Below are 26,567 nucleotides of genomic sequence, written 5' to 3'. Positions count from 1 at the left end.
GCTGTCGGCCTGCTTGCCCGGCGATCGTCGCTGCGTTTGCGGAACCTGGGGATGCAAACTCAGCCGTCGGAGCATCCAGAGACTTTTGGGCGACCCACTCCAACCGCGTGAGCTACGCCACAAGGAAGACGCTAGTCCGTGAGCATCACATCCGTCAACCACAATGCGGTCGTCATGTCCGTATAGCGAGACATGGCGTGGTTGACGCGCCGATCGGGTCGGCCCGGCCTGTTAATGTCCGCAATATGGGTAAGGAGCACACCGCAGTGCAGGGGTCTGTGAATGTGCTGCTGAAGGCCGGTGCAATTCTTGAGCTGCTCGAACAGCGTTCGGACTTGTCTGCGGTGGAGATTGCCGAGCTCGCGAAGGAACCTCGTAGTACGGTCTACCGCCTCCTCGGCACGCTCCAGCAGCTCGGCTGGGTGGAGAGTGCACCGAGTCAAGGCCGCTATCGCCTAGGGGTCCGGCTCTTCCAGTTGGGCTCGGCCGTGGCGCGGACGTTCGATGTTCGGACGGCCGCTGAAGAAGCGATGAGGCAGCTTCACGCAGACACCGGTGAGACCGTATTCCTATTGGTCCCTAGGGGAAGCAACGCGCTTTGCATCTCCGAAATCGGAGGCCGATGGGTCAGATCGATGGCCATCACGGTGGGCACGACATTGCCTCTTCATATCGGGGCAGGACCACGCGCGCTGCTTGCGTTTCAGCCGGAACCGTTTTATCAGGCCTACGTGGCCGAATCCCTCGTCGAGTTCACCGAGGACAGCCTGTCCAACGCGGCAGATCTTGAGCAAAATCTCGAACAGATCCGCCGCGAGGGGGTCGCAACCAGCGACGGCGACGTCGTGCCTGGCATGGCGGCAATCGGGGCACCGTTTTTCGATCATGTACCGAGGCTGCGGGGCGCGATCTCCCTCAGTGGCCCACGACCAGTTGTATTCCAAGACGGGGCGGAGAAGGTGCACGAACGCATCATCGAGGCAGCCAAGAGCATTTCCAGGCGGCTTGGCTTTGAGTCCGAGAATTCGTGGCCGCCCTGCATAACCCGCTGAGGCGGGCGTGCATCGTCATCGTTACTCGCTGATCGTCATGCCCACGTCGCCCACCCGGCCCCAGGTTTTTGACTGCGAGTCGACAAGCGGACGGCGCCGAGGACCGCAGCCAATCGAGGTGTCACGGTTCGAGCCGGCGGCTGAGCGTCAAACCAATGCATCCCGTTCCTGAGATGTCGGTGCACCGGCTCATTTTCGACGCGGTGGGCTTGCCGTGGCGAGTGTGCACCCCATGCTCCCCGGCGAGCTCCACCAAGCGGCTGGACTCTTGGGCATCGGGCGTACCAGCCGCGAGAAAAAGGACGTTCATACGGCAGGCATGCGGCGGATGTCCCACCGCGCCCACGGCGACGGCTATGCCAGGACGGCCGTACATCCCGTTGAAACCGTCGTGGAACCGCTGCGCTCAGATGAGCGTGCTGGCGTAGCGCAGATCGCGATCCAGCCGGCCGGTGTCACCGGTCTCGGCAAAGAGGCTGCCGCAGCGCCTACGCTGCGGTTGGATCCATTCAGTGGCAAACACGCTCGTTTATCCATCACACAGTCCGGTTGACGAACCGATATGGATCCAGTACGTTGCTGTTGGATTCATCACAGCTATCCAAAACTGTGACTCCATCGTGTCCGATCGGTCCGCGCAGGGGCGGAGCAACGTCTGGAGTCGGAATCGAACCCCGCATCCCGGCTGAACGGCCGAACTTGCAGAAGGGCTACATGCAATGCCAATCGAGTTCAATGCCCCCGGAGACCTGAGAGCCGCCATCCGGTCATCGACAGAACCCAGGCTTCAATTCACTTACCCCTAACCATCGCACGAAGAATCTCAACAAGGAGGAACGAAGAACAATGAAAAAGGTCTTGATCGTGAGCTCAAGCCCCCGCCGAACGGGCAACTCGGCCACGTTGGCCGAGGCCGCGGCGAAAGGCGTGACTGACGCCGGCCATGAGGCGGACTTCGTCTATCTGGACGACTTCATGACAGGGATGTTCCGAGATTGCCGGGTTTGCCGTCACGACTCCGGAGAATGCGGAATTCAGGATAGTTACAGAAGCTTGCTGTTCGACCATGTCCTGCCTGCCGACGGTTGGATTCTGGCTACCCCTTTGTACTGGTACGGGCCTTCGAGTGCGCTGAAGCTGTTCTACGATCGAATGTTTTGCTATGTGGCACGTAGCCATCCAGAGCACGCCGATGTCGTGGCGCGCCTGCTTCACAAGCGCACTGGCCTCCTCATCTCGTGCGAAGAGAGCTACCCGAATGCCACGGCTGGGCTGATTGCGCAGATCCAGGAAGCGTGCATTCATCTGCGACAAGAATTTGTGGGCACTGTCATCGGAGTGGGCAACAGTAGAGGTGAAGTGAGACTCGACCCAACCGACCCGGTCAGCCGAGCCGAACGATTGGGACGGGATCTCTTTACGACCCGAGTTACTGATTTCCGGTTGGACACCGACCGCTCAGGCAAGGTGTGGGCATAGCCGCCTGTCGGCAAGCCCCCCGGCGCGTCTTTGTATCGCAATCCAGAAAACAAACTGCAGAAGTGGACGAAAAATGGTGAATATTCAGATTGCCCCGGCTGACGCGGTCGCCTTCACGGTGACACAGGGTCAGTTGCTGCGCGTCGTTGATGTCGAAGGCCAGCAAGTCGCGGACTTCATTGCGGTGCGGAAAGGAGATCCGTCCGAGTACAGTTCGCCGGGCGAGACGATTCTTTTCAATTATCCGAGAATCCGATTGAACCCCGGAGACAAGTTCTACTCGTCGAAGCAGCAGCCAATGTTCGAGATCGTTTCGGACGATGCGAAGGGCGTGCATGACTTTTTGTACGCTGCCTGCAATCGAAATTGGTTCGAGAGCATGGATTTGCCCGGGCATCGGAACTGCAATGACAACCTGTTGGCTGCGCTCGCCAAGATGGAGCTGGAGTACGAAACGCTGCCCTCCCCAATCAACCTCTTCCAAGACACGTACCCGCAGCCAGATGGCCTGGTCATCTCGAGGCCGGCGCCGACTCGGGCCGGCGAAGGAGTCACGTTGCGTGCACTCGTCGACTGCACTGTGGCGGTGAGTTCATGTTCCTACGACGCGGAGGCCGCGGAAACATGCTGCAACGGAGCAGGCCCGTCGCCTGTCCGCGTAGAGCTCACCTAGAGGTACGAACTCAGCGGTCTATGGGGGCCTTGGATTTCTCTCGATGCGCCTAGCAGTGGTGGTTTCTGGCAAACCCTGCCAAGTCGTGTCAGACGCGGTGAACACGGTTTGGCAGGCCGGCCCGGAGCTCCTGAAAGTCGTTGTCAGAAGGCCGAACACTCCGAGCGCGCCTTGGGCACAACACTTCGAGTTCTTCAGGGATCGAATGCGGCGGATTGCAGTCAGCTGAAGGCCACGTGATCGGGCGTGGTCCGGACCCCGGGGTCTCGCACCACTCCGGGGTGAGCCCCGGGGTCCGGTGGCCATCCGCAATCACCGCCCATCACCCGGCGGCGTCGTCCACGCCGATCACGGACCCAGTTCAGTTCACCTCCTGGGCTTTCGGCGAGGAGATCCGGTCTGCTGGCAACGGTTCCATCGTTCGGATCGATCGGTGACGGACCGGACAACGCCATGAGAGATAGCTTCTGGCCCTCGATGCAGATCGACCTACTCGGCCGCCAGAAATGGAACCCGCGTCGAGCTGGTAGCTGACTTTCCCAGAGTGCGCGGACTGGGTACTCATTGTGCCCCGGCCGTATCTCCCGGAGTTTCACGAGGACGTCGTGTGGGTTGCCCGCAATCGTGACGACGGTGGGACGATCGAAACACATTTGCCACCGCCCTCGGACCCCATCAGGCGCCGAACCCGTCGAGCCCCAGTGCGCCACACCGTGTTCGACGCCACCGTGATGATCCGGAGTCCGGATACCGTCTCCTGGGTAAGTCCCTTGGTGTGGTGGGGTTTCGGAGCTGAGGACGACCCGGACGACCCGAACGACAGTGTGTCGTTGAGGGCTTTTGGGCGGGCCATCGCGTAGTGGTCGATGAGTTACCTACCAAGTGACTCAAGCAAAGGACGCACCACGCGATGACCCAGGACCATTCTGCCTTGCTCTCCCAACTCGATGCACTCAAGTCCGCCGATGCCGGGGCGGTGTTCGCCGAACTGATCCGCGCCGGGCTGCAGGCGCTGATCGAGGCCGAGGCCACCGAGGTGATCGGCGCCGGCCGCTACCAACGCAGCGACGGGCGGGCCACTCACCGCAATGGGCATCGGGCCAAGACGGTGTCGACCACCTCTGGGGATATCGAGGTCCAGATCCCCAAACTGCGGGCTGGGTCGTTCTTCCCGTCGCTGTTGGAACGCCGTCGCCGCATCGACAAGGCCCTGCACGCGGTGATCATGGAGGCCTACGTCCACGGCGTGTCGACCCGCAGCGTCGATGACCTCGTCGCCGCCCTCGGCGTCGGCTCCGGGGTCTCCAAATCGGAGGTCTCACGCATCTGCGCCGGCCTCGATAAGGACATCGATGCGTTTCGCACCCGCAGCCTGACCCACACCACGTTTCCGTATGTGTTCTGCGATGCCACGTTCTGCAAAGTCCGCATCGGCGCTCACGTGGTCTCCCAGGCTTTGGTCGTGGCCACCGGTGTTTCCATCGACGGCACCCGTGAAGTCCTCGGGACCGCCGTGGGTGACAGCGAATCGTTTGAGTTCTGGCGCGAGTTTCTGGCCTCGCTCAAGGCCCGCGGACTGGCCGGGGTGCACCTGGTGATCTCCGATGCCCACGCCGGTTTGAAGGCCGCAGTCTCCCAGCAGTTCGCCGGATCTTCCTGGCAGCGATGCAGGGTGCATTTCATGCGCAACCTGCACGGTGCCGTCGCCGCCAAGCACGCCCCAGCGGTGACCGCGGCGGTCAAGACGATCTTCGCCCACACCGACCCCGCCGATGTGGCTGCCCAGTGGGATCAGGTCGCCGACACCCTGGCCGCCAGTTTTCCGAAGGTGGCCGCCATGATGCACGAGGCCAAAACCGACGTGCTGGCATTCACCGCCTTCCCCCGTACCCACTGGCAGAAGATCTGGTCGAACAACCCCATCGAGCGCCTGAACAAGGAGATCAAACGCCGCGCCGATGTCGTCGAGATCTTCCCCAACCCGGCCGCGTTCCTGCGGCTGGCCACCGCGGTGGTCATCGAAGCCCACGACGAATGGCAGGTCACCCGCCGCTACCTGTCCGAGGTGTCCATGGCCGAGCTACGCAAAGTCATCGCCGCCAAACACCTCGCCGCCCAGTCAGCGAGCGAACCAGTTCCCGAACGACGCCAAATCGCCTAGCATTCACCACGACTCGTTGATCACCACGCGTGAACCCACGCCGATCCAAAGTCCACCACCCCAAGGGGCACTATCCGTCTCCTTGTCGCTCACGGCCTGCCCGGGCGCGTGATCGCCTCACCCAATCTTGCGGCAGACTCTCTTGCGGGAGCGCCGGTCCGCTCGGAGCCAATCCCCTTCAGCGCGAGGACGCTTCCCTACTTGCCATCGCCATCTGTTCGATCACACACGCGGCTTCTGCTTCGCATGTTGTCTTGACGATCTTCGCGCCAGTGCCAGAGCCCTCTGCTCAGCCTCCAATGTCCCTGCGTCGGTGACAACCCGATACCTGTCGCGGATCGCGCGGCCGATTGCGAGTCGATGGAGCAACTCCTTGGGCTGTCCGAGGGCAACAACCGTTGTGCGCGCTGGAGTAGCTCGTGTTGCTGTTCACTGAGATGCTTACGCATTCTTGCTAGCGCTTGGACCACATCGTTGAAGCGCGTGGCGAGGTCTTTGGAGTTCATGCCGAACCTTGGTAGCGCGTCTTCATCACTTGGCCCGCCGTAAGGGGCCCAGCTAACCATGAACACGATCAGTTCCCAGTGGAAGGGATCATCGGCTCGCGGAATGAGTCTCTGCGGCCCGCAGTGATCCGGACAAGATGACACGGCACCCTTTCTTGGTTGATTGGCTTGACGCGCCGGGCGGCGGCCGAGTGGCCCCGGAAAGACCGGACCACCCTGACGCATCCCCGGCAGATAGGATCCATTAGTCTCACAATATCTCCTATATCCGCAGATTGCCGCGGTTTAATCCCTTAATTGGATCCAAATACGAATAGTTGAAGCCGGGCCTAACTCGCCTCCGACGACTCAACGGTTGAGGAACGTTGCGGGCGGCACCTCAGTGGGACGGCTTGTGGGATCCGCGTCGTCGGCGTGGACGTGGAGTGGTGCGGGTGTCGGGCGGGCACGTTGACCGCCACCTACGGAACGTTGCTTGGCGCGTCCCGGCTACGGCGCAGGCGAACGGGCCGGGTGTGCGACGGAACCCGGGGAGGAGCTCGGCGGCGCCTTCCTCCGAGACCCGAAACGACACCCGATCGTGGAACAGAACCCAACCTGGTAGTTATTCACACCGGTTGGACCATGGCGGCTAAGCGATCCCGCGTTCTCAGCCGGTGGCAGTGGGCACACCGCCGGGGGCGCCGGACACCCCCGCGCTGCGCTGCGTGGACGCACCGAGCACAAAGGCGACCACGCCGACCACCAGCGCGATCAGCACCACCGCGATCAACGCGATCAGCCGGCCGCTGCGCCGCGGCACGGCGATGGCGACCGGGATGGTGGCCGGGTTCCACATCTGCGGCACCGGCTGGTCGGGCAGCGGGACGATCGGGATGGGGCCGGTGGCCGGATCCCCGTACACGTTGGCAAGTTCGGCGCGCATCACCTCGGCGTTGGGGAAGCGCTGCGAGGCGTCCCGTGCCATCGCGCGGTCCACGACGGCCGCCAATTGCGGTGCGACGTCGGGCCGCAACGCCGCGACCGGCGGCGGCGGGTTCTCGGTGATGGCGTGCGCGAGGGCGACCAGGTTTTCCTCGGGGAAGGCCCGGCGCCCGGTCAGCGCTTCCCAGCCGACCACCCCCACGGCGTACAGGTCATCGGCGACCGTGGCCGGGTTGCCGGCGAGCCGCTCCGGGCTCATGTAGGCCATGGTGCCCATGATCTGGCCGGTGTCGGTGCGGTGCGTGTCCGGACCTTTGGCGAGGCCGAAGTCGGCGACCTGCGCGGTCCCGTCGGCGGTGAACAAGATGTTGGCGGGCTTGATGTCTCGATGCAGGACCCCGGCGGCGTGGGCGGTCGACAGCGCCGCCAGCACGTCGTCGAGCACCTTGCGGACGTAGTCCGGCGGCAGGGGGCCTTGCGAGATCAGGTCGCCGAGGTTGTTGCCGGGCAACCGTTCCATGACGATGAACGGGGTGCCGTGGTGTTCGCCGCTGCCGTAGACGGCGACGATGTTGGGGTGGCGCAGCGCCGCCGCGGAGTGCGCCTCGGCCCAGAACCGGCGCAGGTAGTCCGGGTGCGTGTCGAAGCCCGGGTACAGGAGTTTGATCGCCACCGATTGGCCGGTCAGGGTGTCGAAGCCCTCCCGAACCTCGGCCATGCCGCCCCGCCCGAGGGTCCCCCGCAACTCGTAGCGGCCGCCGAGCAGTTCGGGGGCGATGAACATGGGTTCCACCGTAATCGGCAAAGGTCGCTGCACGGCCCGGATGCCCTTGTCGGGACTCAACGCCCGTCGTGGTAGCGGCGTCGTCGTTCCCAGCTTCGGCACGCGGCCTCGACACCCTTGAGCACCAGGATGGCGTATGCGATTGCCAGTGGAGTTCCGATCAGCCATGCGGTGGTCATGTAATCACCCTGTCGATCCGACGTGGTTCCATCAGACCACGCATCGGCCGTTCCGCTCCGCCAACGCGCCGGGGCGGATCACACCTTGAGGTAGCGCATTCCAGGTCAGCGAGTCGGATCCGAACCGCTTCGCGGCGGCTCTATCTGGTCGCGGGAAACCGGGCAGCCGGATGCAGGGATTCGGTGGCTACCGGGTATACGTCGGTCGTATCTTGAGTCACGGCAAGATCGCGTCCGTCGAGATAGGTTTGACCACGGATGTTGTCAGCAGATGTCGAATGTAGGAGTGATGTGACTACGGGTCAACGCCAACGCCGCTGGACGGGGTTGCCCCTGGAAGACCGACAGGTCAAGCGCCGCGACGCGCTGCTCGCCGCGGGCATTGCCCTGTTGGGCGGAGAGGGCCGTCCCACCGTGACGGTCCGGGCGGTCTGCCGCGGGGCGGGCCTGACCGAGCGCTACTTCTACGAGAGCTTCGCCGACCGCGACGAGTTCGTCCGCGCGGTCTACGCCGAAGTTTGCCAGCAGGCGATGGCCGCGCTGATGTCGGCGACCACGCCCCGCGAGGCGGTGGAGCGTTTCGTTGCTCTGATGGTCGACGATCCGGTGCGCGGCCGCGCCCTGCTGCTGGCCCCGGAGGCCGAACCCGCGCTGGCGATTTGCGGCTCGGAGTGGATGCCGAACTTCATCGAACTACTGCAGCGCAAGCTGACCACCATCACCGACCCGGCGATCCAGGCCATGACCGCCACCAGCCTCATCGGTGCCTTGACGGCGCTTTTCGTGGCCTATCTCAACGGCCGGTTGCCGACCACCCGGGAGCAGTTCATCGACTACTGCGTGGCCATGCTGTTGGACCGCAGCGCCGGCGCCTCGCGTGCGGCACATCACGGCTGACAGGCCCGGGACAAACTTGATGTCACTCGGGTACACAGATATATTGATGCAACCACGAGATACAGATAACTGGGAGGTGTCGTGTCGCAAGACCTGACCGACCTACAGCTTCTGCATGAGCTTGAGCCCGTAGTCGAGCAGCAGATCAATCGTCATATGAAGATGACGAAGGACTGGAACCCGCACGACTACGTCCCCTGGTCCGACGGCAAGAACTTCTACGCCCTCGGCGGTCAGGAGTGGGACCCGGAAGAGTCGAAGCTCTCCGAGGTGGCGCGCACCGCGATGGTGCAGAACCTGCTCACCGAGGACAACCTGCCCTCGTATCACCGCGAGATCGCGATGAACTTCTCGATGGACGGACCGTGGGGTTTCTGGGTCAACCGGTGGACCGCCGAGGAGAACCGCCACGGCATCGCCCTGCGCGACTACCTGCTGGCCACCCGCGCCGTGGACCCCGTCGAACTCGAGATCACCCGCATGGAGCAGGTCACCCGCGGCTTCTCCCCGGGCCAGAACCAGCAGGGCGACCTGTTCGCCGAGAGCCTGTTCGACTCGGTGATGTACGTGTCGTTCCAGGAGCTGGCCACCCGAGTCTCGCACCGCAACACCGGCAAGGCCTGCGCCGACCCGGTGGCCGACCAGCTGCTGCAGCGGGTCTCCGCCGACGAGAACCTGCACATGATCTTCTACCGCGACGTCAGCGCCGCCGGCCTGGACATCGCCCCCAACCAGGCGATGACCTCCCTGCACCGCGTGCTGACCAACTTCAGGATGCCCGGCTACACGGTGCCGGACTTCCGCCGCAAGGCCGTCATCATCGCCGTCGGCGGAGTCTACGACCCGCGCATCCACCTCGACGACGTGGTGATGCCGGTGCTCAAGAAGTGGCGCATCTTCGAACGCGAGGACTTCACCGGCGAGGCCGCCCGGCTGCGCGACGAGCTGGGCCTGCTGGTCCAGGAACTCGAGGACACCTGCGAGAAGTTCGAGGTCGCCAAGCAGCGCCGACTCGAACGCGAGCGCAAGGTGGCCGAGAAGAAGGCCGCGAAGCAGAAGACGCTGGCATCATCAGCGGCCTCCTGACCGACCGCCTCCAAGCGGACCACGCACCGGACCGATCCGCCTTGCGGATCGGTCCGTTCGCGCTGCCCAGCCCCGTCGTACTGGCGCCGATGGCCGGTGTGACAAATGTCGCATTCCGCACGCTGTGCCGCGAGCTCGAACTCGCTCGCGTAGGCACCGTCAGCGGGCTGTACGTCTGTGAAATGGTGACCGCCCGCGCGCTCGTCGAGCGCCACCCGGTGACCATGCACATGACGACGTTCGCCCCGGAGGAGTCGCCGCGCTCGCTGCAGCTCTACACCGTGGACCCGGACACCACCTACGCGGCCGCGAAGATGATTGCTGACGAGGGCATGGCCGACCACATCGACATGAACTTCGGCTGTCCGGTTCCGAAGGTCACCAAGCGCGGCGGTGGCGCCGCGCTGCCCTACAAGCGTCGACTGTTCGGCCAGATCGTGGCGGCCGCCGTCCGCGCCACCGAGGGCACCGACATCCCGGTGACGGTGAAGTTCCGGGTGGGCATCGACGACCAGCACCTGACGTATCTGGACGCCGGGGCGATCGCCGAGCAGGAGGGCGCCGCGGCGGTGGCACTCCATGCCCGCACCGCAGCGCAGCGCTATTCGGGCGCCGCCGACTGGGACCGCATCGCCCAGCTCAAACAGCACGTCCGAAGCATCCCGGTGCTCGGCAATGGCGACATCTTCGAGGCCAGCGACGCCCTGACCATGATGGCCACCACGGGCTGCGACGGGGTCGTCATCGGCCGCGGCTGCCTGGGCCGCCCGTGGCTGTTCGCCGAGCTGTCGGCGGCCTTCACCGGCCGTCCCATCCCCACCCCACCGACCCTCGGCGAGGTGGCCGACATCGTCCGCCGCCACGGCGAACTGCTGACCGCCCATGTCGGCGAGGACAAGGGCATGCGGGACATCCGCAAGCACGTCGCGTGGTATTTGCACGGCTTCCCGGTCGGCTCCGATCTGCGGCGGGCGCTGGCCTTGGTCAAGACCCGTGCCGAACTCGACGATTTGCTGGGCCGGCTCGACGCCGACGCGCCGTTCCCGCCGGTCGGCAGCGGGCCGCGGGGGCGGCAGGGCTCACCGGCGTCGGTGTCGCTACCCGAGGGCTGGCTGAACGATCCGGACGACTGCACGGTCCCCGAGGGCGCCGACGCTATGCACTCCGGTGGCTGAATCGAGATCCTCTCGTCACCAGCGCTCATAGGTTGTCTCAGTACGATGTGTGCACCTGTTCCAGATCGCTGCCAGTAGCGCAGCACCCACTTGGACTGCTAGAGACATACATGCAGCCGTGTTTGTCAGCGTCGACAAAGACGGGCGAGGCGGCACGCGCGCGTGCGCTGAGCAAGAGCTCACGAGAGTCGGAGACCGGATACGAACATGAGTGACGGCGAGAACGCCACTCCTGGTCGCCGTGCGCCCGAGCCTCACGGTGACAACCAGTGGATTACCCGAACTCCGCGGCCAAAGCCAGACGCCGCGCCGTGGGAGCGCACACCAGATCCGGAATCGGCGCCACGCAGCGGCCGGGCCGGTAATCCCCGCGACGGGATCACCGTCGCGGACCTGATCGCCCGGGTCACCGGCGACGTGCCCCCCGCATTGCAGCAGGCCGCCGACGATCCCGAGCCGGCAGCCGACGACGCCGCCCTGGCCGACGCGATCGAGGCCGCCGACGAGTCCGACCTGGCCGAGGTCGCCGACGCGACCGAGCTGACCGACGTCGTCGACATGGTCGAGGTTCCCGACGAGCCGGTCGAGGACGATCCGCCGACCGTCGTGCTGTCCGCCTACGCCGCGGAGATCCCCGACCTCGACGACGAACCGGCCACCACGGTGCTGGAGGCGGTATCCGCCCCGCCCCCCGGACGAGTGCGACCCGCCCACATCGGACGGCGCACCACCGGTCCCACGACACCCCATGACCCGCACTCCCGCCGCCGCAAGACGGTCCGCTACGCCGGCCGTGCTGTGGCGGCGTTGCTCGCTGTGATGGCGTTGGTCGTGACCGGCGGCGCATGGCAGTGGACCACCAGCAAGAACAACCGGATGAACAACATCGCGGCGCTGGACCCCAACTCGCGCGACATCCTTGACCCGAACGCACAGTTCGGCGACGAGAACTTCCTGATCGTCGGCGTCGACAGCCGCTACGGCCAGAACAGCGACATGGGTGCCGGCGACACCGCCGACGCCGACGGCGCCCGCTCGGACAGCATCATCCTGGTCAACATCCCGGCCAACCGTGAACGCGTTGTGGCCGTGTCGTTTCCGCGCGACCTGGCGATCACCCCCATCCAGTGCGATGTGTGGAACGCGTCCACCGGCGAGTACGGCCCGATCTACGACGAGGCATCGGGCACCTACGGCCCCGAAGAGGTCTACACCGAGACCAAGCTGAACTCGACGTACGCCTTCGGCGGCCCCAAATGCCTGGTCAAGGCCATCCAGAAGATGTCCGGCCTGTCCATCAACCGGTTCATGGCGGTCGACTTCGCCGGTTTCGCGAAGATGGTCGACGCGCTGGGCGGTGTGGAGGTCTGCACCACCACCCCACTCGAGGACTACGAGCTGGGCACCATCCTGCCGACGGCCGGCCGCCAGATGGTCGACGGGACCACCGCGCTGAACTATGTGCGGGCCCGCCAGGTGACCACCGAGGTCAACGGCGATTACGGCCGCATCAAACGCCAGCAGCTGTTCCTGTCGTCGTTGCTGCGGTCGCTGATCTCGAAGGAAACCTTCTTCTCGCTGAGCAAGCTCAACAACGTGGTGAACATGTTCATCAACGACAGCTCGGTGGACAACGTGAGCACCAAGGACCTCGTCGATCTCGGACAGTCGCTGCAGGGCGTCTCCGCCGGGCGGATCACCTTCGTCACCGTCCCCACCACCGGGTACGCCGACGAGTGGGGCAACGAGCAGCCCCGCACCGCCGACATCCGGGCGCTGTTCGACGCCATCATCGACGACGACCCGCTGCCCGGCGAGAACGACCAGAACGCGACCATCGCCCCGATGACCAACAGCTCGGCGCTCGCCGAGACGCCGGAACCGTCGGCCACCGGCACCAGCGCCGCACCCGACCCAGCGACCGACGGCACCGAAGAGCCCGCCACCACAACCGAAGTCGTCCACGCGGTGACCACCGAACCGGACGAGATCAGCGTGCACGTCGCCAACTCGACGAGCATCGCCGGACTTGGCTCGGCGGCCAGCGCCGAGCTGCAGGCGCACGGCTTCGTCGTGGACACCCCGGACGATTACTCCGAGGCGCTGCCGGCGACCACGGTGATGTACTCGCCCGGCAACGAGCACGCCGCCGCCACTGTCGCCGCGGCGTTCGGCGAGCCCCGCATCGAGCGGGTCACCGGCCTCGGTCAGGAAGTCCAGGTGGTGCTCGGGCCCGATTACGGGATGGTGCTGCCGCCCCCGCCGTCGGGCTCCCCGATGACGGTCACCGTGGCCCACGTCGACAGGAAGAGCACCCCGACGTATCTGCCCGAGGACCTCACCATCACCAACGGCGCCGACGTCAGCTGCGAATAGGCCGAAAAGCCGGTGCGCAGCGCATTCACCGGCCGTTAACCATCACAGTTGTGCCCTTTGGGGTGCCCAACCCTTAGGCTTGGTACATGCGTACCGCGTACCAGGACCAACTCGAGGACCTCACCAACCAGCTCGGCGCCATGTGCGAGCTGGCCGGTGCCGCGATGGAACGCGCAACCCAGGCATTGCTGCAGGCCGACTTGGTGCTGGCCGAGCAGGTGATCAGCGATCAGGACGTGCTCGGTGAGCACAGCGCGCGCACGGAAGAGGCCGCCTTCGTGCTGCTGGCCCTGCAGGCGCCGGTGGCCCGGGACCTGCGCTCGGTGGTCTCGGCCATCCAGATGGTCGCCGACATCGACCGGATGGGCGCGCTCGCCGTGCACGTGGCCAAGATCGCGCGGCGCCGCCACCCCGTGCATGCGCTACCCGAGGAGGTCAACGGGTACTTCTCCGAAATGGGTAGGGTCGCAGTCGAATTGGGCCGCACCGCGCAGGAGGTCCTGCTGACCGGCGACATCGACAAGGCCGCCCGGATCCGCGCCGAGGACGACGCGATGGACGACCTGCACCGGCACCTGTTCAACGTCCTGATGGACCGCGAATGGAAGCACGGCGTGGCCTCGGCGGTGGATGTGGCACTGCTGAGCCGCTTCTACGAGCGCTTTGCCGACCACGCGGTGGAGATCGGCCGCCGGGTCATCTTCATGGCCACCGGCGAGCTTCCCGACTACGAGGAGCTTCCGCCGGAGACCTGGCGCGATTAGCCTTCGCCGGAAGCAAACCTAAGGTGTGATGGTGCGGACCTCCTACCGTGAACAACTCGTCGCGCTGGCCGCCTCGATCGCGGAGATCTGCGGGCTCGCGACGATCGCCATGGAGACCGCGACGCGGGCGCTGCTGCGCGCCGACCTGGTGCTCGCCGAGCGCGTGATCAGCGAGCACGAGCAGATCATTGCCGCCTGCGTCGCCGTGGAGGAATCGGCGTTCGTGCTGCTGGTCCGCCACCAGCCCGTCGCCGGCGACCTGCGCACCGTGGTGACCTCGATCCAGAACGTCTTCGACATCGAACGCATGGGCGTGCTGGCCAAGCACGTTGCGCGCGTCACCGTGCGCCGGCATCCGGAGGTGGCCGTCCCGGGCGAAGTTGCGGGCGACTTCGCCGAAATGGGCCGCGTGGCAGTGAAATTGGGCAGGGCCACCCAGCAGGCCCTGTTGATGCGGGATGTCGAGACGGCGACGTCGATCGACGACGAGGACGACGCGATGGACGCCCTGCACGCCCACCTGTTCGTGATGGTGATGGACCGCGAGTGGCGCCACGGCGTGCCGTCGGCCATCGACGTCACCATGCTGGGCCGCTTCTACGAGCGCTTCGCCGACCACGCGGTGGAGATCTGTCGACGCGTCAACTTCCAGGTCCTGGGCGAGCCTTATCCGGGCGACGTGACGCCGGCCTGACGACCGGCCCCGGTACGGCGTCGGTTGCGGGCACGCGGACGACATTCCGACGGCACATGGCCGGTCAGTTACCAGCGTCACCCGAATACTTCTTCCGCGCGGGCCATGCCGCGGATCCATCGGGAAATGTGGTTGCTGTTCACCTGACGTTCATCCACTATCCCCCGACTGGTCGCGTGTCTTTCCTACGTTTTGCCCGTACTCAAGAAATCCAAAGACTCGGGACCTCCCGGAAGTGATCGGAGAGACATGCGCAACTGGCGTTCAGCGGCCGCACTCACTGCCTCGGCCTCGCTGCTCCTCGTGGGCTGCGGCGGCGGTGACAACGGCGGCGACAGCACGGAGGACGGCGCCCTGTCCGGCACCATCCTCATCGACGGGTCGAGCACCGTTGCGCCGCTCTCGGAGACCATCGCCGAGCTGTTCCAGGAGGACAACCGCAACGTGCGGGTCACCGTGGGCACCTCCGGCACCGGCGGCGGATTCCAGAAGTTCTGCAACGGCGAGACCGACATGAACGACGCCTCGCGCTCGATCAAGGAGTCCGAGATCGCGGCCTGTGAGGCCAGCGGCATCGCCTACGACAGCATCACCGTCGCCAACGACGCCATCTCGCTGATCGTCAACCCGGCGAACCCCCTGCAGTGCGTGACGCTCGAGCAGGCCACCCAGATCTGGAACGCCGGATCCACCGTCAACACCTGGGGCGACATCACCGGCGTCGATCTTCCCGACGACTGGAAGTCCAAGCCGATCAACCTGTTCGGACCCGGCACCGACTCCGGCACGTTCGACTTCTTCACCGAGGCCGTCAACGGCGAAGAGGGCGTCATCCGCGAGAACTACACCGACATCGGCGAGGACGACAACGCCGCGGTCACCGGCATCTCCGGCGATCCGAACGCCATGGGCTTCATCCCCTACTCCTTCACCCAGGAGGTCGGCGACCAGGTCAAGCCGCTCGAGGTTGACAGCGGCAACGGCTGCACCGCGGGCACGCTCGAGACGGTCCAGAGCGGCACCTACACCCCGCTGGGTCGCGAGCTGTTCGTCTACGCCAGCGACAAGGCGCTGCAGCGTCCCGAGGTACTGGAGTTCATGAAGTTCTACATCGACAACTCCGACGTCGCCGCCGAGGCCGCCACCTACATTCCGCTCACCGATGAGCAGAAGGAAGAGGCGCACGCCAAGATCGACGAACTCGCCGCGGCGAAGTAGCGAGATCGCACCCACATGCCCGTAACGGAAGAGGCCGCCGGCGCACCGGGATCACCCCCGGTGTCGCTGGCGGCCTCGAGCCCCAGGTACGCGGAGAAGGTCATCAAGGTGGCCTTCGCGCTCTGCGCGCTGCTGTCGGTCGCCATCACCACCGCGATCGTCCTCGCCCTGCTGTTCCCGACGATCGGTTTCTTCCGGCACGTCTCGATCGTCGACTTCTTCACCGGCACGTCCTGGCGGCCCGCGTTCGCGGACCCGTCCTTCGGGGTGCTGCCCATCGTCATCGGCACGCTGACCGTTGTCTTCTGGGCGCTGCTGGTGGGCATTCCGCTCGGCCTGCTCGCCGCGATCTACCTGTCCGAGTACGCGCCGCCGCGGGTCCGCAAGATCGTCAAGCCCATCCTCGAGGTCCTCGAGGGCATTCCCACGGTCGCCATCGGCATGTTCGGCCTGCTGTTCATGCGGCCGTTCCTGGGCGACCTGCTGCCCTTCCTGAACTGGGAGGCATTCTCGGTCGGTGTCGCCGGAATCATGGTCGGCATCATGATCATCCCGCTGATCACGTCGGTGTCCGACGACGCGATGCGGTCGGTGCCCAACGGGCTGCGCGAGGGCGCATACGGCCTGGGCGCCAACAAGATGCAAGTGTCACTGCGAGTGGTCTTCCCGGGCGCGATCTCGGGCATCATCGCGGCAATCGTGCTGGCCACCTCGCGCGCCATCGGCGAGACCATGGTGGTGCTGATCGTCGCCGGCCAGACACCGCGCTTCGGCTTCACCTTCACCGGTTCGGTGCAGACCATGACGGCGTTCATCGGGTCCACCGCCACCGGCGACATCGCCACCGGCACCATCGTCTACGAATCGATCTTCGCCGTCGGCGCCCTGCTGTTCGTCATGACGCTGTGCATGAACATGTTCGCCATCCGCATGGTGCAGCGCTTCCGGGAGGTTTACGACTAGTGAGTACGCCCAACCTCCGGACGGAACGGGCCCGGCTCGCCACCGCCGGTGCGCGCGCCGTCGTGGAAAGTTCACTCAAGAGCAAGTCGCCGGTCGGCAAGATCACCAACCAGCTGTTCCTGGCCGTGATGCTGCTGGCCATCGCGATCGCCGTCACGGTGCTCGTGGGCATGATCCTGTGGGCCCTGATCAAGGGCTGGCCGCGGCTGGACCTGAACCTGTTCACCAACGCGCCCTCGACGATCCGGCGCGAGACCGCCGGCTTCCGGCCGGCCATCCTGGGCACCATCTACCTGATCGCCGGCGTCATCGTGCTCATCGTGCCCATCGGCGTCGCCTCGGCGGTCTATCTCGAGGAGTACGCGGACAAGACCAAGTGGTACAACCGCCTCATCGAGCTGAACATCCAGAACCTGGCCGGCGTGCCGTCGATCGTGTTCGGCATCCTCGGCATGGCGTTCATCGTGCGGGGTCCGCTGGACCTGGGCTTCGTCGCCGTGGCCGGTTCGATCACCCTGGCCATGCTGGTGCTGCCCACCGTCATCATCACCGCGCGCGAAGCCATCCGGGCGGTGCCGTCGTCGATCCGGGACGCCTCGCTGGGCCTGGGCGCCACCGAATGGCAGACCATCAGCAAACAGGTCCTGCCGATCGCCGTTCCGGGCATCCTGACCGGGGTCATCCTGGCGGTGGCGCGGGCCATCGGCGAGGCCGCCCCGCTGCTGCTCGTCGGCGCGACCACCTTCATCACCTTCAACCCGAGCTTCTTCGAAGGTGGCTACACCGCCATGCCGGTGCTGATTTACAACTACATCCAGCGCCCCCAGGAAGAGTTTCATATTCTTGCCGCAGCAGGCGTGATCGTGATGCTGGCAGTATTGCTGGCGATGAACTCGTTCGCGATCTGGTTGCGCAATCACTACGAGCGGAAGTTCTGACATGACCCAGGGACCCATCGCGCCCGCGAGCGGAAGCAAGCAGATGACCGATAGAACCCAAGCGGACGCTCGTGAAGGTGCCATCCCCTTGGACAAGCCGACAAGTCGCGAGAGCCGCGGTGCCGGGGGCAGATTGGTGTTCACCGTCAAGAACATGGACGTCTGGTACGGCTCGCACAACGCGGTCCGCAACGTCGACCTCGAGGTCGTCGAGAACGACATCACCGCGCTGATCGGGCCGTCCGGGTGCGGCAAGAGCACCGTGCTGCGCTGCTTCAACCGGATGAACGACCTGGTGCCCTCGGCCCGGGTGCACGGCGATGTGCGCTACCACGGCATCGATCTGTACGGCAAGGACGTCGATCCCATCGAGGTGCGCCGCCGGATCGGCATGGTGTTCCAGAAGCCGAACCCGTTCCCCAAGTCGATCTACGACAACATCGCCTACGGCCCGCGGGTCAACGGCATGAAGGGCAACATGGACGACATCGTCGAGGAGGCGCTGACCTCCGCGGCGCTGTGGGACGAGGTCAAGGACAAGCTGAAGCACAGCGCGCTGGCGATGTCGGGCGGTCAGCAGCAGCGGCTGTGCATCGCGCGCACCATCGCGACCCGTCCCGAGGTGATCCTGATGGACGAGCCCTGCTCGGCGCTCGACCCCATTGCGACCTCCAAGATCGAGGAGCTGATGCGTCAGCTCGCCTCGGAGTACACGATCTTGATCGTCACGCACAACATGCAGCAGGCGGCCCGGGTTTCGGATAAGACCGCCTTCTTCACCGCCGAGGTGGACGACGAGGGTGTCCGGCACGGCCTGCTCGTCGAGTACGACGACACCGAGAAGATCTTCTCGAACCCGGCCGACCGACGCACCGAGGATTACATCTCCGGCCGCTTCGGCTGACCCGACCTACCGACGCCGCGGCCCGCCCCCGACGTTCCGGGGCGAGCCGCGCCGCGTCCGGGGGCGGCGGGCTCAGCCGTAGGCGGTGTCCACGCTGAACACCTCGAAGCCCAGCCGCTCGTAGGTCTTCACCGCAGCGGTGTTGTCGGCCTCGACGTAGAGCAGCACGGTGGGCTCCGCGGCGGCCCCGAGCCGGTCCGCCAGGTGGTGCAGTCCGACCAGCGTCAGCGTCGCCCCCAAGCCGCGGCCCTGCGCGGCCGGGTCCACGCCCACCACGTACACCTCGCCCAGATCCGGGGCGTGCACCTTGGTCCAGTGGAAGCCCAGCAACCGGCCGTCGGCCTCGTCGAAGCCGAGGAACAGGCCCTCGGGGTCGAACCAGGCCTCGGCGCGACGCTCGGCGATGTCGGCCTCGGTCCAGCCGCCCTGTTCGGGGTGCCAGTGAAACGCCGCGTTGTTGACCCGCAACAATTCGGCGTCGTCGCCAGGACCCGAGTAGGTGGTCAGGCGGACACCGTCGGCTTCGCGCAGCGGCGGCAGGTCGCGCAGCGATCGCCGCATCTGCAGCAACTCGCGCACCACCGACAGCCCCAGCGCGGCCGCCGTCGCGCGGGCCGGCGCCAGGTTGCCGTGCGCCCAGATCCGGGTCCCGTCGCCGCCCGCGGCGAGGCCCAGCCTTGCCATCGCCGCGCCGAGGCCGCGGCGGCGGGCCTGCGGATGCACGACGAGTTCGGCCATCGCCGGGACATCCTCGGCGGCGGGAGCCAGGTTCAGATAACCCACCACCCGGTCACCGTCGAGGGCCAGCAGATGCCGGGTGCGGTCCGCCCCCAACTCGCGCAGCACCTGGTCACCCACCGGTGCGACCCCGTCGGCGTCGGTCGCGGCGTCGATCAGATCGCGGATCTGCTTGCCGAGGTCGTCGGAAAGACCGGTCTGCCAATCGATGTGCGTCACGGGGCCTCCGCCAGGGAGTCGGGCACCGCCAGGTTCGGGGGCAGGCCGGTCTTGTCGAGGTCCTCCTCGTCGCCGACCTCGTCGGGCTCCGGCGCCGCGTTGCGGCCGCGGGCGGGCCGGACCGCCTTGTAGCCGACGTTGCGGACGGTGCCGATCAACGACTCGTGTTCGGAACCGAGCTTGGCGCGCAGCCGCCGGACGTGCACGTCGACCGTGCGGGTACCGCCGAAGAAGTCATAGCCCCACACCTCCTGCAGCAACTGGGCCCGGGTGAACACCCGTCCGGCGTGCTGAGCCAGATACTTGAGCAACTCGAATTCCTTGTAGGTGAGGTCCAGCGGGCGGCCGCGCAGCCGGGCGGTGTAGGTGCCCTCGTCGATCACCAACTCGCCGAGGCTGACCTTGCCGGCGCTTTCCTGCATGGCCGCGCCCCCGCGGCGGCTGACCAGGAGCCGCAGTCGGGCGTCGATCTCGGCGGGGCCGGTGCCCGGCAACAGGATCTCGTCGATCCCCCATTCGAGGTTGACCGCGACCAAGCCACCCTCGTTGACCACGGCGACCACCGGCACCCCGGTGCCCGTGCTGCCCAGCAGGCGACACAAGCCGCGGGCGGCCGCCAGGTCCGTGCGCGCATCGACGATGGCGACGTCGGCCGAACCGGCCTCCAGCAGGGAAGACACCTCCGTCGGCGCCGCGCGTACCTGATGGGCCAGCAGCGCCAGGGCGGGCAGGACGTTTTCCGGACGTGGGTCGACGGTGAGAAGTAGCAAATCCACCAGGTCCTCCAGTCACCAGGGGATCACTCCCCGGATTCATGGCCGACACATCGTCGTTACCGACCGAATTGGGATAACGATAGCCTGCCACCTGCCGATCTTCCGTGTTGCGCAACAATGACCGCGTGCGGAAACTGCTGACCGGAATCGCTGCGACGGTGCTCTCCGTGGCGTTGGCGGCCGCCGGGGTCGACTTCGGAGCCGCCATCGCCGCCGAATACCGCTTGTCCCGCGCGGTCCGTGGCGCAGCCGACCTGAGTTGGGATCCGTCGGTGGCGATCCTCGGTTTCCCGTTCATCCCCCAGGCGGTGCGGCACCATTACGACGAGATCGAGATCAAGGCCACCGACGTGGCCCATCCGCACGTCGAGCGGGCGGCGCTGGAGGCCACCATGCACTCGATCGGGATCTCCGAGGCGTCCTGGCTGATCCGGCCCGACGCGCCGTTGCCCATCGGGAAGCTGGAGAGCCGGATCATCATCAACTCCGCGCACCTGGGCCGATTCATGGACCTGAAGGATCTGATGGTCGAGGCGCCCACGGTGGAAACCAACGACGCCACCGGCGGCACCACCGAGTCGGGGATCTCGGCCAGCGAGGGCCTGGTCTTCACCGCCACCCCGCGGAGCGCCGGTTTCGACGAGCAGGTCAGCGTCTCCGTCGACCTCTCGATCGTCGGCCCCGAGCGCACCACCCTGGTCTTCACCCCCACCGGCGTGCTCACCGGGCCCGGCACCGCCGATCAGGAGGTGCCGGCGGACCAGCTGGCCGCGGTGTTGGACGAATTCCGGGCCACCCTGCCCGACCAGCGGCTGCCGTTCGGCGTCGCTCCCACCAGCCAAGGGGCCCGCGGTTCCGACGTGATCATCGAGGGGATCACCGAGGACATCACCGTCACGCTCGGGGAGTTCACCCAGCCGTGAGTACCGGCACCGGGCTGATCATCGTCGTCGTCATCGCCGTGCTGGGCCTCGGCTATCTGGTCGGCCGGCTGATGACGCTGCGGTCGGGGATGCTGCGCGCCGCGGACGAGGCCGCCGACGTCGACACCAGCGGACTGGGTCTGTCGACCTCCGGCCCGACCGTGCTGCACTTCACCGCGACCTGGTGCGGACCGTGCGCGGCGGTGCGCCGGGTCGTCGATGCGGTGTGCGCCGACCTGCCCGGCGTAGCACACGTCGAGATCGACCTGGACGCCAATCCGGAAGCGGCGCGGCGTCTCTCGGTGCTGTCGCTACCGACCACGATCATCTTCGACGCCGACGGGCGCCCGCGGCATCGCACCACCGGCGTTCCCACCGCCGGTGACCTGCGGTCGGCTCTGGAACCACTATTGGCTTGAGCCCGGCCCCATTGGGTAAGCTGTCCGGCGTGCCAGCCCGTCTTGAGCCGCTGCTCACCAAGCGCCGCGCAGTCGATCTGTGCCGCCTTGCGGGTTGTTGCTGTTGTTGTAGCTGCTGATCAGCCGCGCGTTCGTACGCGTCGCGCCGGCGAGCAGCGTGGCGCTCGCTGACCCAGCCCATCCGTACATCAACAGGAGCATGTCCATGTCGAACTCGGTGCCGAAGCCGACCACCCGCAGCGACTTCGTCGACGCGCGTGGTCCGCGGTTCGCCGCCGGCTCGCCCGTCCGTCTGTCCAACCCCCTGCACCACCTGTAAACCTTCGAAAGGACCAAATATGGCCCGTTCCGACGTCCTGGTCACCACCGACTGGGCTGAGCAGAACCTCGACGCACCGAACACGGTCTTCGTCGAGGTCGACGAGGACACCAGCGCCTACGAAACCGGGCACATCGCCGGTGCCGTGCGGCTCGACTGGCGCGACGACCTGCAGGATCCGGTGCGTCGCGACTTCGTCGATGCGGCCGGGTTCTCCAAGCTGCTCTCCGAGCGCGGCATCAGCAACGACGACACCGTGATCCTCTACGGCGGCAACAACAACTGGTTTGCCGCCTACGCCTACTGGTACTTCAAGCTCTACGGCCACGAGAACGTCAAGCTGCTCGACGGCGGCCGCAAGAAGTGGGAGCTCGATGGCCGGCCGCTGGTGACCGACAAGGTCGAGCGCCCCCAGACCAGCTACACCGCCAAGGACCCGGATCTGTCCATCCGCGCGTTCCGCGACGAGGTGATCGCCGCGATCGGGACGAAGAACCTGGTCGACGTCCGCTCCCCCGACGAGTTCTCCGGCAAGATCCTCGCTCCCGCGCACCTGCCGCAGGAGCAGAGCCAGCGTCCCGGGCATGTTCCGGGCGCCATCAACGTTCCTTGGAGCAAGGCCGCCAACGAAGACGGCACCTTCAAGTCCGACGAGGAACTGGCCAAGCTGTACGCCGACGCCGGCCTCGACGGCGACAAGGAAATCATCGCCTACTGCCGGATTGGCGAGCGTTCCTCGCACACCTGGTTCGTGCTGCAGGAACTCCTCGGACACAAGAACGTCAAGAACTATGACGGCAGTTGGTGCGAATACGGCTCCCTGGTGGGGGCCCCGATTGAGTTGGGAAGTTGATTATGTGCTCAGCGCCTACCCAGGGCCAGGCCATGCCTGCAAATGTTGACGTCGAGAAGGAGACCGTGATCACCGGCCGCGTGGTCGACGGTTCCGGTCAGCCGGTCGGCGGCGCCTTCGTGCGTCTGCTGGACTCCTCCGACGAGTTCACCGCCGAGGTGGTGGCGTCGGCGACCGGTGACTTCCGGTTCTTCGCCGCGCCGGGCTCGTGGCGGCTGCGTGCGCTGTCGAAGGTCGGCAACGGTGACGCCGTGGTGACCCCGACCGGCGCCGGCATCCACGAAGTGGCCGTCAAGGTCGCCTGAGGCTGTTTTCCTCCGCGAGCGTGCTCCAGATCCGCAAAAGTGAGATTTCACGCACGCTCGCGGGGGGCACCCGGGGCAAATCGTTGATAGCGACGAACTAGAATCATGCCCGTGGTGTTGTTCTTCGAACTCATGCTTGTCGCGGCCGTCGTGGTCATCACGTGGTTCGCGATCTACACGCTTTACCGTCTGATCACCGACGAGTCCTGATCTGCCGATGACCGGCAGCGACGAGGGCCCTGAGGTGGACCCCGGCTCGGGTGACCGCGCGGTGGCTGCCGCCGCCGAGCGTGCGCAGGCCACGGCGGCGCGCAACCTCCCGACCTTCGGCGACCTCCCGTTACCCGCCGACACCGCAAACCTGCGGGAAGGTGTGGACCTCGACGACGCCCTGCTGGCCCTGCTCCCGCTGGTCGGCGTGTGGCGCGGCGGCGGTGAGGGCCGCGACGCCGACGGCGACTACCGATTCGGTCAGCAGATCATCGTGTCGCACGACGGCGGCGACTACCTCAACTGGGAAGCCCGCTCCTGGCGCCTGGACGACGACGGCGAGTACGCGGCGCCCTCCATGCGTGAGACCGGCTTCTGGCGGTTCATCACCGACGCCAACGACCCCACCGAGTCGCAGGCCATCGAGCTCCTGCTGGCCCATTCCACCGGTTACATCGAACTGTTCTACGGCCGGCCGCTGAACCAGGCGTCCTGGGAGCTGGCCACCGACGCGCTGGCCCGCAGCCAGTCCGGGGTGCTCGTCGGCGGCGCCAAGCGGCTCTACGGCATCGTCGAGGGCGGCGATCTCGCCTATGTCGAGGAACGGGTCGACGCCGACGGCGGGCTGGTCCCGCATCTGTCGGCCCGGTTGACCCGATTCATCGGATAGTCCCTGTCCACCGTCTAGCGCCCGGGAGATCGTCATGTCTGTTCGCCACATCCGAGTGTTGCCCGTCCTCGCGGCGGCCGGCCTGGTGGGCCTGGCCGCCCTGGTGGGCTGCGGCTCGGACTCCTCGGCGCCGGAGGACGAGACCACCGCGCCGGCGACCGTCGAACACGGGTCGTTCGCCAGCTGCCTCAACGAGCACGGCGTCGACGAGTCGGCGGCCTCCCCAGTCGGTCCGCCCGCCGACGTCGACCAGGAAACCTGGGACCGGGCGATGGAGGCGTGCAGCACGCTGGCGCCCGGCCCGGCCGGCCCCTAGTCAGCTCAGCTTCCGCGGACGCTGCCCGTCGGACAGCCAGCGTCGCTCGAGATCATCCAGTACCCCGTCGTCGCGCAATTCCTCGACGGCTTGGGAGACGCAGGCGGTGAGCGCGCTGTCCTTGTCCAGCACCATGCCCAGCTGTTCGGCCGGCTCCCCCGTCGTCGGCAACTGCCCCACGATGACGCTGTCGGCCAACTCGGCCTGGATGGTGACCGCGGTGGGCAGATCGAGCACCAGCGCATCGATCTGACCGTCGGCCAGCGCGCGCTTCGCGTCGGCGTTGGTGTCGTAGACGATCACCGGTTCCACCGCGCCGACGGCGCGCGCCGCCCCCGAACTCGTGGTGCCCACCTGCGCGCCGATTCGCAGCGGGCGTAGGTCGTCCTGGCCGGTGGCGGCGGCGGCCGGCGAATGACGCAGCGCCACCACGGCCTGCGCGACGTCGTAGTACGGCGCGGAGAAGTCGACGACCTCCCGACGCTGGTCGGTGATGGAGAACTGGGACAGGTCGGCGTCAAAGGGCTTGGGGCCCGGCGCCATTGCCGTGTTGAACGGGATCCGCACCCACCGCACCTGTTCGGGCGGGTAGCCGAGCCGGTCGGCGACGGCGTAGGCCACCGCAGCCTCGAAACCTTCGCCGTTGGTGGGATTGTCGCCGATGTACCACGGCGGGTACGCCGGTTGGTCGGTGCCGAACGTGAAGATCTGCGGGTACAGCGTGGGCAGGTCGGCGTGCGCGCACACGGGCGGGGCCTGCGGCGCACCGCTGGGGATCGCGCAGCCGGCGACCGCCGCCAGGACAGCCACCCCGATGACGGATTGCGCGGCTGTCCACCGATGACCCATGGGCCGCATCATCGCGCATCCCGCGGGGCGATGTCATCTCACCCGGAAAGTGTCGGGGGCGGACAACCCGCCCCGGACATGGAGCGGCCCCCGAGCCGTAGTTCCACAGTTGGACGAACCGGGGGCTCGGGGGCCGGGTGGCTGCTGGAATTCGCCGGCGCATCGCAGGTGATTCCTCGCCTGGTGCTGCTAGCGGACAGCCACCTCACATGTCCATAAGTCACTCAATTTGTCGGACCACCTCCTTCCCTGTGTACGGCCGACCGTACTTGAGGAGCCGGCGGGGTGACAAGAGGTTTTCGACCCCTCAGTCCGCATCGCCGATCGCGGCGTCGACCAGCCGCGCGAAGTCGGCGGCCAGCGGCCCAGGGTCCGGGGTCCGGCGGCCGTCCAGGGTGTGCACCCGCGCCCCCAACGTGATCGCCGAGATCAACCAGATCCCTTGTGCTGCCTCGAGATCGGCGAGCCGCAGCGGCTGCAGGTCGCAGTCGTAGCCGGCGGCCCGCGCCGTTTCGAACAGGGCCTGCTGGGTGGTGCCGCGCAGGATGGGATACCACGGCGGCGGCGTCAACAGCGCGAGCCGGCCATCGACCTCGGTGGCGATGACGACGGTCGAACGCGGCCCCTCGAGGACAAAGCCGTCGCTGCTGAGGAAAATGACGTCGTCCGCGCCCAGTCGGGCGGCGTGCCGCAGCGCGGCCATGTTCACCGCGTAGGACAGCGTCTTGGCGCCGGCCAACAACCAGGGCATCGCGTCTGTGCCGTGGGCGGGCAACCCACGCTCGAGCGTCACCACGCTGACACCGTCGCGCCGAGCGGCGCCCACCCGGGCCGGCAACGCGCCGACGGTGACGTAGGCGGTCGGCGCCGATCCGCCTTCGCGGCCCCGGCTGTACACCAGCCGCAGCGCCCCCTCGGCTGCGGACTGCGCGCTCCATTCGGCGACGGCCTTCTCGATGGCGGCGCGCCAGGCCCGCAGATCCGGTTCCGGGAGGTCCTGCAGCTTGGCCGAATTCGCGAGCCGGGCCAGGTGCGCCTCGGTCAGGCGGGCGCGGCCGTCGCGGACCAGCAGCGTCTCGAACACGCCGTCGCCGCGGACCGCGGCCAGGTCGTCGGCATGCAACAGCGGCGCGTCCGGGTCGCGCGTCTCGCCGTCGAGGGTGACTACCACCGCCATGGCGGCCAAGCCTAGCGCCA

Annotated in this window: 27 protein-coding genes and 1 pseudogene; 22 read left to right on the top strand and 6 right to left on the bottom strand. The window is 66.6% G+C overall.

The window, feature by feature from the left end:
• Positions 1 to 245: 245 nt before the first annotated feature.
• The 5 genes and pseudogenes from R2K23_RS03290 to R2K23_RS03270 all read left to right on the top strand — a co-directional run bounded on the left by R2K23_RS03290 (position 246) and on the right by R2K23_RS03270 (position 5,365).
• Positions 246 to 1,052 (top strand): IclR family transcriptional regulator, encoded by an 807-nt coding sequence (locus tag R2K23_RS03290; protein ID WP_316514236.1) that lies wholly within the window; start codon positions 246 to 248, stop codon positions 1,050 to 1,052.
• An 846-nt stretch (positions 1,053 to 1,898) separates the two neighbouring features.
• Entirely contained in the window at positions 1,899 to 2,531 is a 633-nt protein-coding gene (locus R2K23_RS03285) for a flavodoxin family protein (RefSeq protein ID WP_316514232.1), read from the top strand.
• A gap of 73 nt (positions 2,532 to 2,604) precedes the next feature.
• On the top strand, positions 2,605 to 3,204 hold the full coding sequence (locus tag R2K23_RS03280) for an urea carboxylase-associated family protein (protein ID WP_316514230.1): 600 nt from the start codon (positions 2,605 to 2,607) through the stop codon (positions 3,202 to 3,204).
• Positions 3,205 to 3,502: 298 nt separating this feature from the next.
• Positions 3,503 to 3,723 (top strand): annotated as a pseudogene (locus tag R2K23_RS03275) (IS3-like element ISAar24 family transposase); the annotation flags it as partial.
• A gap of 391 nt (positions 3,724 to 4,114) precedes the next feature.
• Entirely contained in the window at positions 4,115 to 5,365 is a 1,251-nt protein-coding gene (locus R2K23_RS03270) for an IS256 family transposase (protein ID WP_316514227.1), read from the top strand.
• 1,155 nt (positions 5,366 to 6,520) lie between these two features.
• Here R2K23_RS03270 and R2K23_RS03265 read toward each other — a convergent pair.
• On the bottom strand, positions 6,521 to 7,579 hold the full coding sequence (locus tag R2K23_RS03265; protein WP_316514226.1) for a serine/threonine-protein kinase: 1,059 nt from the start codon (positions 7,577 to 7,579) through the stop codon (positions 6,521 to 6,523).
• Positions 7,580 to 7,635: 56 nt separating this feature from the next.
• A complete protein-coding gene (locus R2K23_RS03260) occupies positions 7,636 to 7,758 on the bottom strand; it encodes a hypothetical protein (protein ID WP_316514224.1) in 123 nt (40 codons plus the stop codon).
• 291 nt (positions 7,759 to 8,049) lie between these two features.
• On the opposite strand from R2K23_RS03260, the gene R2K23_RS03255 reads away from it, so the two are divergent.
• The 10 genes from R2K23_RS03255 to pstB all read left to right on the top strand — a co-directional run bounded on the left by R2K23_RS03255 (position 8,050) and on the right by pstB (position 18,773).
• On the top strand, positions 8,050 to 8,655 hold the full coding sequence (locus R2K23_RS03255) for a TetR/AcrR family transcriptional regulator (protein ID WP_316514222.1): 606 nt from the start codon (positions 8,050 to 8,052) through the stop codon (positions 8,653 to 8,655).
• Positions 8,656 to 8,736: 81 nt separating this feature from the next.
• Positions 8,737 to 9,741, top strand: coding sequence for an acyl-ACP desaturase (locus R2K23_RS03250; RefSeq protein WP_316514220.1), 1,005 nt, complete (start codon positions 8,737 to 8,739; stop codon positions 9,739 to 9,741).
• A 41-nt stretch (positions 9,742 to 9,782) separates the two neighbouring features.
• A complete protein-coding gene (gene dusB, locus R2K23_RS03245; protein ID WP_316514218.1) occupies positions 9,783 to 10,916 on the top strand; it encodes a tRNA dihydrouridine synthase DusB in 1,134 nt (377 codons plus the stop codon).
• Between the two features lie 207 nt (positions 10,917 to 11,123).
• Complete coding sequence (locus R2K23_RS03240) at positions 11,124 to 13,292, top strand: LCP family protein (protein ID WP_316514216.1); 2,169 nt, start codon at positions 11,124 to 11,126, stop codon at positions 13,290 to 13,292.
• 86 nt (positions 13,293 to 13,378) lie between these two features.
• Positions 13,379 to 14,056 carry a phosphate signaling complex protein PhoU gene (gene phoU, locus R2K23_RS03235; protein WP_316514214.1) on the top strand — a complete coding sequence of 226 codons (678 nt, stop codon included), beginning with the start codon at positions 13,379 to 13,381 and terminating at the stop codon, positions 14,054 to 14,056.
• A gap of 31 nt (positions 14,057 to 14,087) precedes the next feature.
• A complete protein-coding gene (phoU, locus tag R2K23_RS03230; protein WP_316514212.1) occupies positions 14,088 to 14,750 on the top strand; it encodes a phosphate signaling complex protein PhoU in 663 nt (220 codons plus the stop codon).
• A 249-nt stretch (positions 14,751 to 14,999) separates the two neighbouring features.
• Positions 15,000 to 15,968: a phosphate ABC transporter substrate-binding protein PstS family protein gene (locus R2K23_RS03225; RefSeq protein WP_316514211.1), complete on the top strand. Its 969-nt coding sequence runs from the start codon at positions 15,000 to 15,002 to the stop codon at positions 15,966 to 15,968.
• A 15-nt stretch (positions 15,969 to 15,983) separates the two neighbouring features.
• Positions 15,984 to 16,931: a phosphate ABC transporter permease subunit PstC gene (gene pstC / locus R2K23_RS03220; RefSeq protein WP_316514209.1), complete on the top strand. Its 948-nt coding sequence runs from the start codon at positions 15,984 to 15,986 to the stop codon at positions 16,929 to 16,931.
• Positions 16,931 to 17,869 carry a phosphate ABC transporter permease PstA gene (gene pstA, locus R2K23_RS03215; RefSeq protein ID WP_316514207.1) on the top strand — a complete coding sequence of 313 codons (939 nt, stop codon included), beginning with the start codon at positions 16,931 to 16,933 and terminating at the stop codon, positions 17,867 to 17,869. Before pstC ends, pstA begins: the two co-directional genes overlap by 1 nt.
• A 133-nt stretch (positions 17,870 to 18,002) precedes the next feature.
• Positions 18,003 to 18,773 (top strand): phosphate ABC transporter ATP-binding protein PstB, encoded by a 771-nt coding sequence (pstB, locus tag R2K23_RS03210; protein ID WP_316517033.1) that lies wholly within the window; start codon positions 18,003 to 18,005, stop codon positions 18,771 to 18,773.
• A gap of 72 nt (positions 18,774 to 18,845) precedes the next feature.
• On the opposite strand, the gene mshD is transcribed toward pstB, so the two are convergent.
• Positions 18,846 to 19,730, bottom strand: coding sequence for a mycothiol synthase (gene mshD, locus R2K23_RS03205; protein ID WP_316514206.1), 885 nt, complete (start codon positions 19,728 to 19,730; stop codon positions 18,846 to 18,848).
• Positions 19,727 to 20,506, bottom strand: coding sequence for a winged helix-turn-helix transcriptional regulator (locus R2K23_RS03200; protein ID WP_316514204.1), 780 nt, complete (start codon positions 20,504 to 20,506; stop codon positions 19,727 to 19,729). The genes mshD and R2K23_RS03200 overlap by 4 nt, the downstream gene beginning before the upstream one ends.
• 107 nt (positions 20,507 to 20,613) lie before the next feature.
• Between R2K23_RS03200 and lmeA the strand changes: the two genes are divergently transcribed.
• The 7 genes from lmeA to R2K23_RS03165 all read left to right on the top strand — a co-directional run bounded on the left by lmeA (position 20,614) and on the right by R2K23_RS03165 (position 24,521).
• A complete protein-coding gene (gene lmeA, locus R2K23_RS03195) occupies positions 20,614 to 21,429 on the top strand; it encodes a mannan chain length control protein LmeA (RefSeq protein ID WP_316517030.1) in 816 nt (271 codons plus the stop codon).
• Between the two features lie 71 nt (positions 21,430 to 21,500).
• Positions 21,501 to 21,848: a thioredoxin family protein gene (locus R2K23_RS03190; protein WP_396893518.1), complete on the top strand. Its 348-nt coding sequence runs from the start codon at positions 21,501 to 21,503 to the stop codon at positions 21,846 to 21,848.
• Positions 21,849 to 21,877: 29 nt separating this feature from the next.
• Positions 21,878 to 21,967, top strand: a complete 90-nt coding sequence (locus R2K23_RS24855; protein WP_396892949.1) for an Ms5788A family Cys-rich leader peptide — start codon at positions 21,878 to 21,880, stop codon at positions 21,965 to 21,967.
• 219 nt (positions 21,968 to 22,186) lie between these two features.
• On the top strand, positions 22,187 to 23,020 hold the full coding sequence (locus tag R2K23_RS03180) for a sulfurtransferase (RefSeq protein WP_316514201.1): 834 nt from the start codon (positions 22,187 to 22,189) through the stop codon (positions 23,018 to 23,020).
• A 2-nt stretch (positions 23,021 to 23,022) separates the two neighbouring features.
• Positions 23,023 to 23,325: a DUF1416 domain-containing protein gene (locus R2K23_RS03175; protein ID WP_316514199.1), complete on the top strand. Its 303-nt coding sequence runs from the start codon at positions 23,023 to 23,025 to the stop codon at positions 23,323 to 23,325.
• A 217-nt stretch (positions 23,326 to 23,542) separates the two neighbouring features.
• A complete protein-coding gene (locus tag R2K23_RS03170; protein WP_316514197.1) occupies positions 23,543 to 24,205 on the top strand; it encodes a heme-binding beta-barrel domain-containing protein in 663 nt (220 codons plus the stop codon).
• A 34-nt stretch (positions 24,206 to 24,239) separates the two neighbouring features.
• Complete coding sequence (locus tag R2K23_RS03165) at positions 24,240 to 24,521, top strand: hypothetical protein (RefSeq protein ID WP_316514196.1); 282 nt, start codon at positions 24,240 to 24,242, stop codon at positions 24,519 to 24,521.
• Here the strand turns inward: R2K23_RS03165 and R2K23_RS03160 are convergent, their stop codons facing one another.
• Complete coding sequence (locus tag R2K23_RS03160; protein WP_316514194.1) at positions 24,522 to 25,370, bottom strand: ABC transporter substrate-binding protein; 849 nt, start codon at positions 25,368 to 25,370, stop codon at positions 24,522 to 24,524. It abuts the gene before it with no gap.
• Between the two features lie 307 nt (positions 25,371 to 25,677).
• Positions 25,678 to 26,541: an aminodeoxychorismate lyase gene (locus R2K23_RS03155; RefSeq protein WP_316517028.1), complete on the bottom strand. Its 864-nt coding sequence runs from the start codon at positions 26,539 to 26,541 to the stop codon at positions 25,678 to 25,680.
• Positions 26,542 to 26,567 lie beyond the last annotated feature (26 nt).

The sequence above is a fragment of the Mycolicibacterium sp. MU0050 genome, from assembly GCF_963378085.1.
Taxonomy (GTDB): domain Bacteria; phylum Actinomycetota; class Actinomycetes; order Mycobacteriales; family Mycobacteriaceae; genus Mycobacterium; species Mycobacterium wendilense.
The sequence above is the reverse complement of the archived record's forward strand: the minus strand, read 5'-3'. Positions and strand labels throughout refer to the sequence as shown.

Coding starts and splice junctions, on each gene's coding strand:
- R2K23_RS03190 (WP_396893518.1), top strand. CDS start 21,501: ATGACGCTGCGGTCGGGGATGCTGCGCGCCGCGGACGAGGCCGCCGAC.
- R2K23_RS03260 (WP_316514224.1), bottom strand. CDS start 7,758: ATGACCACCGCATGGCTGATCGGAACTCCACTGGCAATCGCATACGCC.
- R2K23_RS03180 (WP_316514201.1), top strand. CDS start 22,187: ATGGCCCGTTCCGACGTCCTGGTCACCACCGACTGGGCTGAGCAGAAC.
- R2K23_RS03240 (WP_316514216.1), top strand. CDS start 11,124: ATGAGTGACGGCGAGAACGCCACTCCTGGTCGCCGTGCGCCCGAGCCT.
- R2K23_RS03270 (WP_316514227.1), top strand. CDS start 4,115: ATGACCCAGGACCATTCTGCCTTGCTCTCCCAACTCGATGCACTCAAG.
- phoU (WP_316514214.1), top strand. CDS start 13,379: ATGCGTACCGCGTACCAGGACCAACTCGAGGACCTCACCAACCAGCTC.
- R2K23_RS03225 (WP_316514211.1), top strand. CDS start 15,000: ATGCGCAACTGGCGTTCAGCGGCCGCACTCACTGCCTCGGCCTCGCTG.
- R2K23_RS03165 (WP_316514196.1), top strand. CDS start 24,240: ATGTCTGTTCGCCACATCCGAGTGTTGCCCGTCCTCGCGGCGGCCGGC.
- R2K23_RS03290 (WP_316514236.1), top strand. CDS start 246: ATGGGTAAGGAGCACACCGCAGTGCAGGGGTCTGTGAATGTGCTGCTG.
- R2K23_RS03170 (WP_316514197.1), top strand. CDS start 23,543: ATGACCGGCAGCGACGAGGGCCCTGAGGTGGACCCCGGCTCGGGTGAC.
- R2K23_RS03265 (WP_316514226.1), bottom strand. CDS start 7,579: ATGTTCATCGCCCCCGAACTGCTCGGCGGCCGCTACGAGTTGCGGGGG.
- R2K23_RS03175 (WP_316514199.1), top strand. CDS start 23,023: ATGTGCTCAGCGCCTACCCAGGGCCAGGCCATGCCTGCAAATGTTGAC.
- R2K23_RS03280 (WP_316514230.1), top strand. CDS start 2,605: ATGGTGAATATTCAGATTGCCCCGGCTGACGCGGTCGCCTTCACGGTG.
- R2K23_RS03285 (WP_316514232.1), top strand. CDS start 1,899: ATGAAAAAGGTCTTGATCGTGAGCTCAAGCCCCCGCCGAACGGGCAAC.
- R2K23_RS03160 (WP_316514194.1), bottom strand. CDS start 25,370: ATGGGTCATCGGTGGACAGCCGCGCAATCCGTCATCGGGGTGGCTGTC.
- pstC (WP_316514209.1), top strand. CDS start 15,984: ATGCCCGTAACGGAAGAGGCCGCCGGCGCACCGGGATCACCCCCGGTG.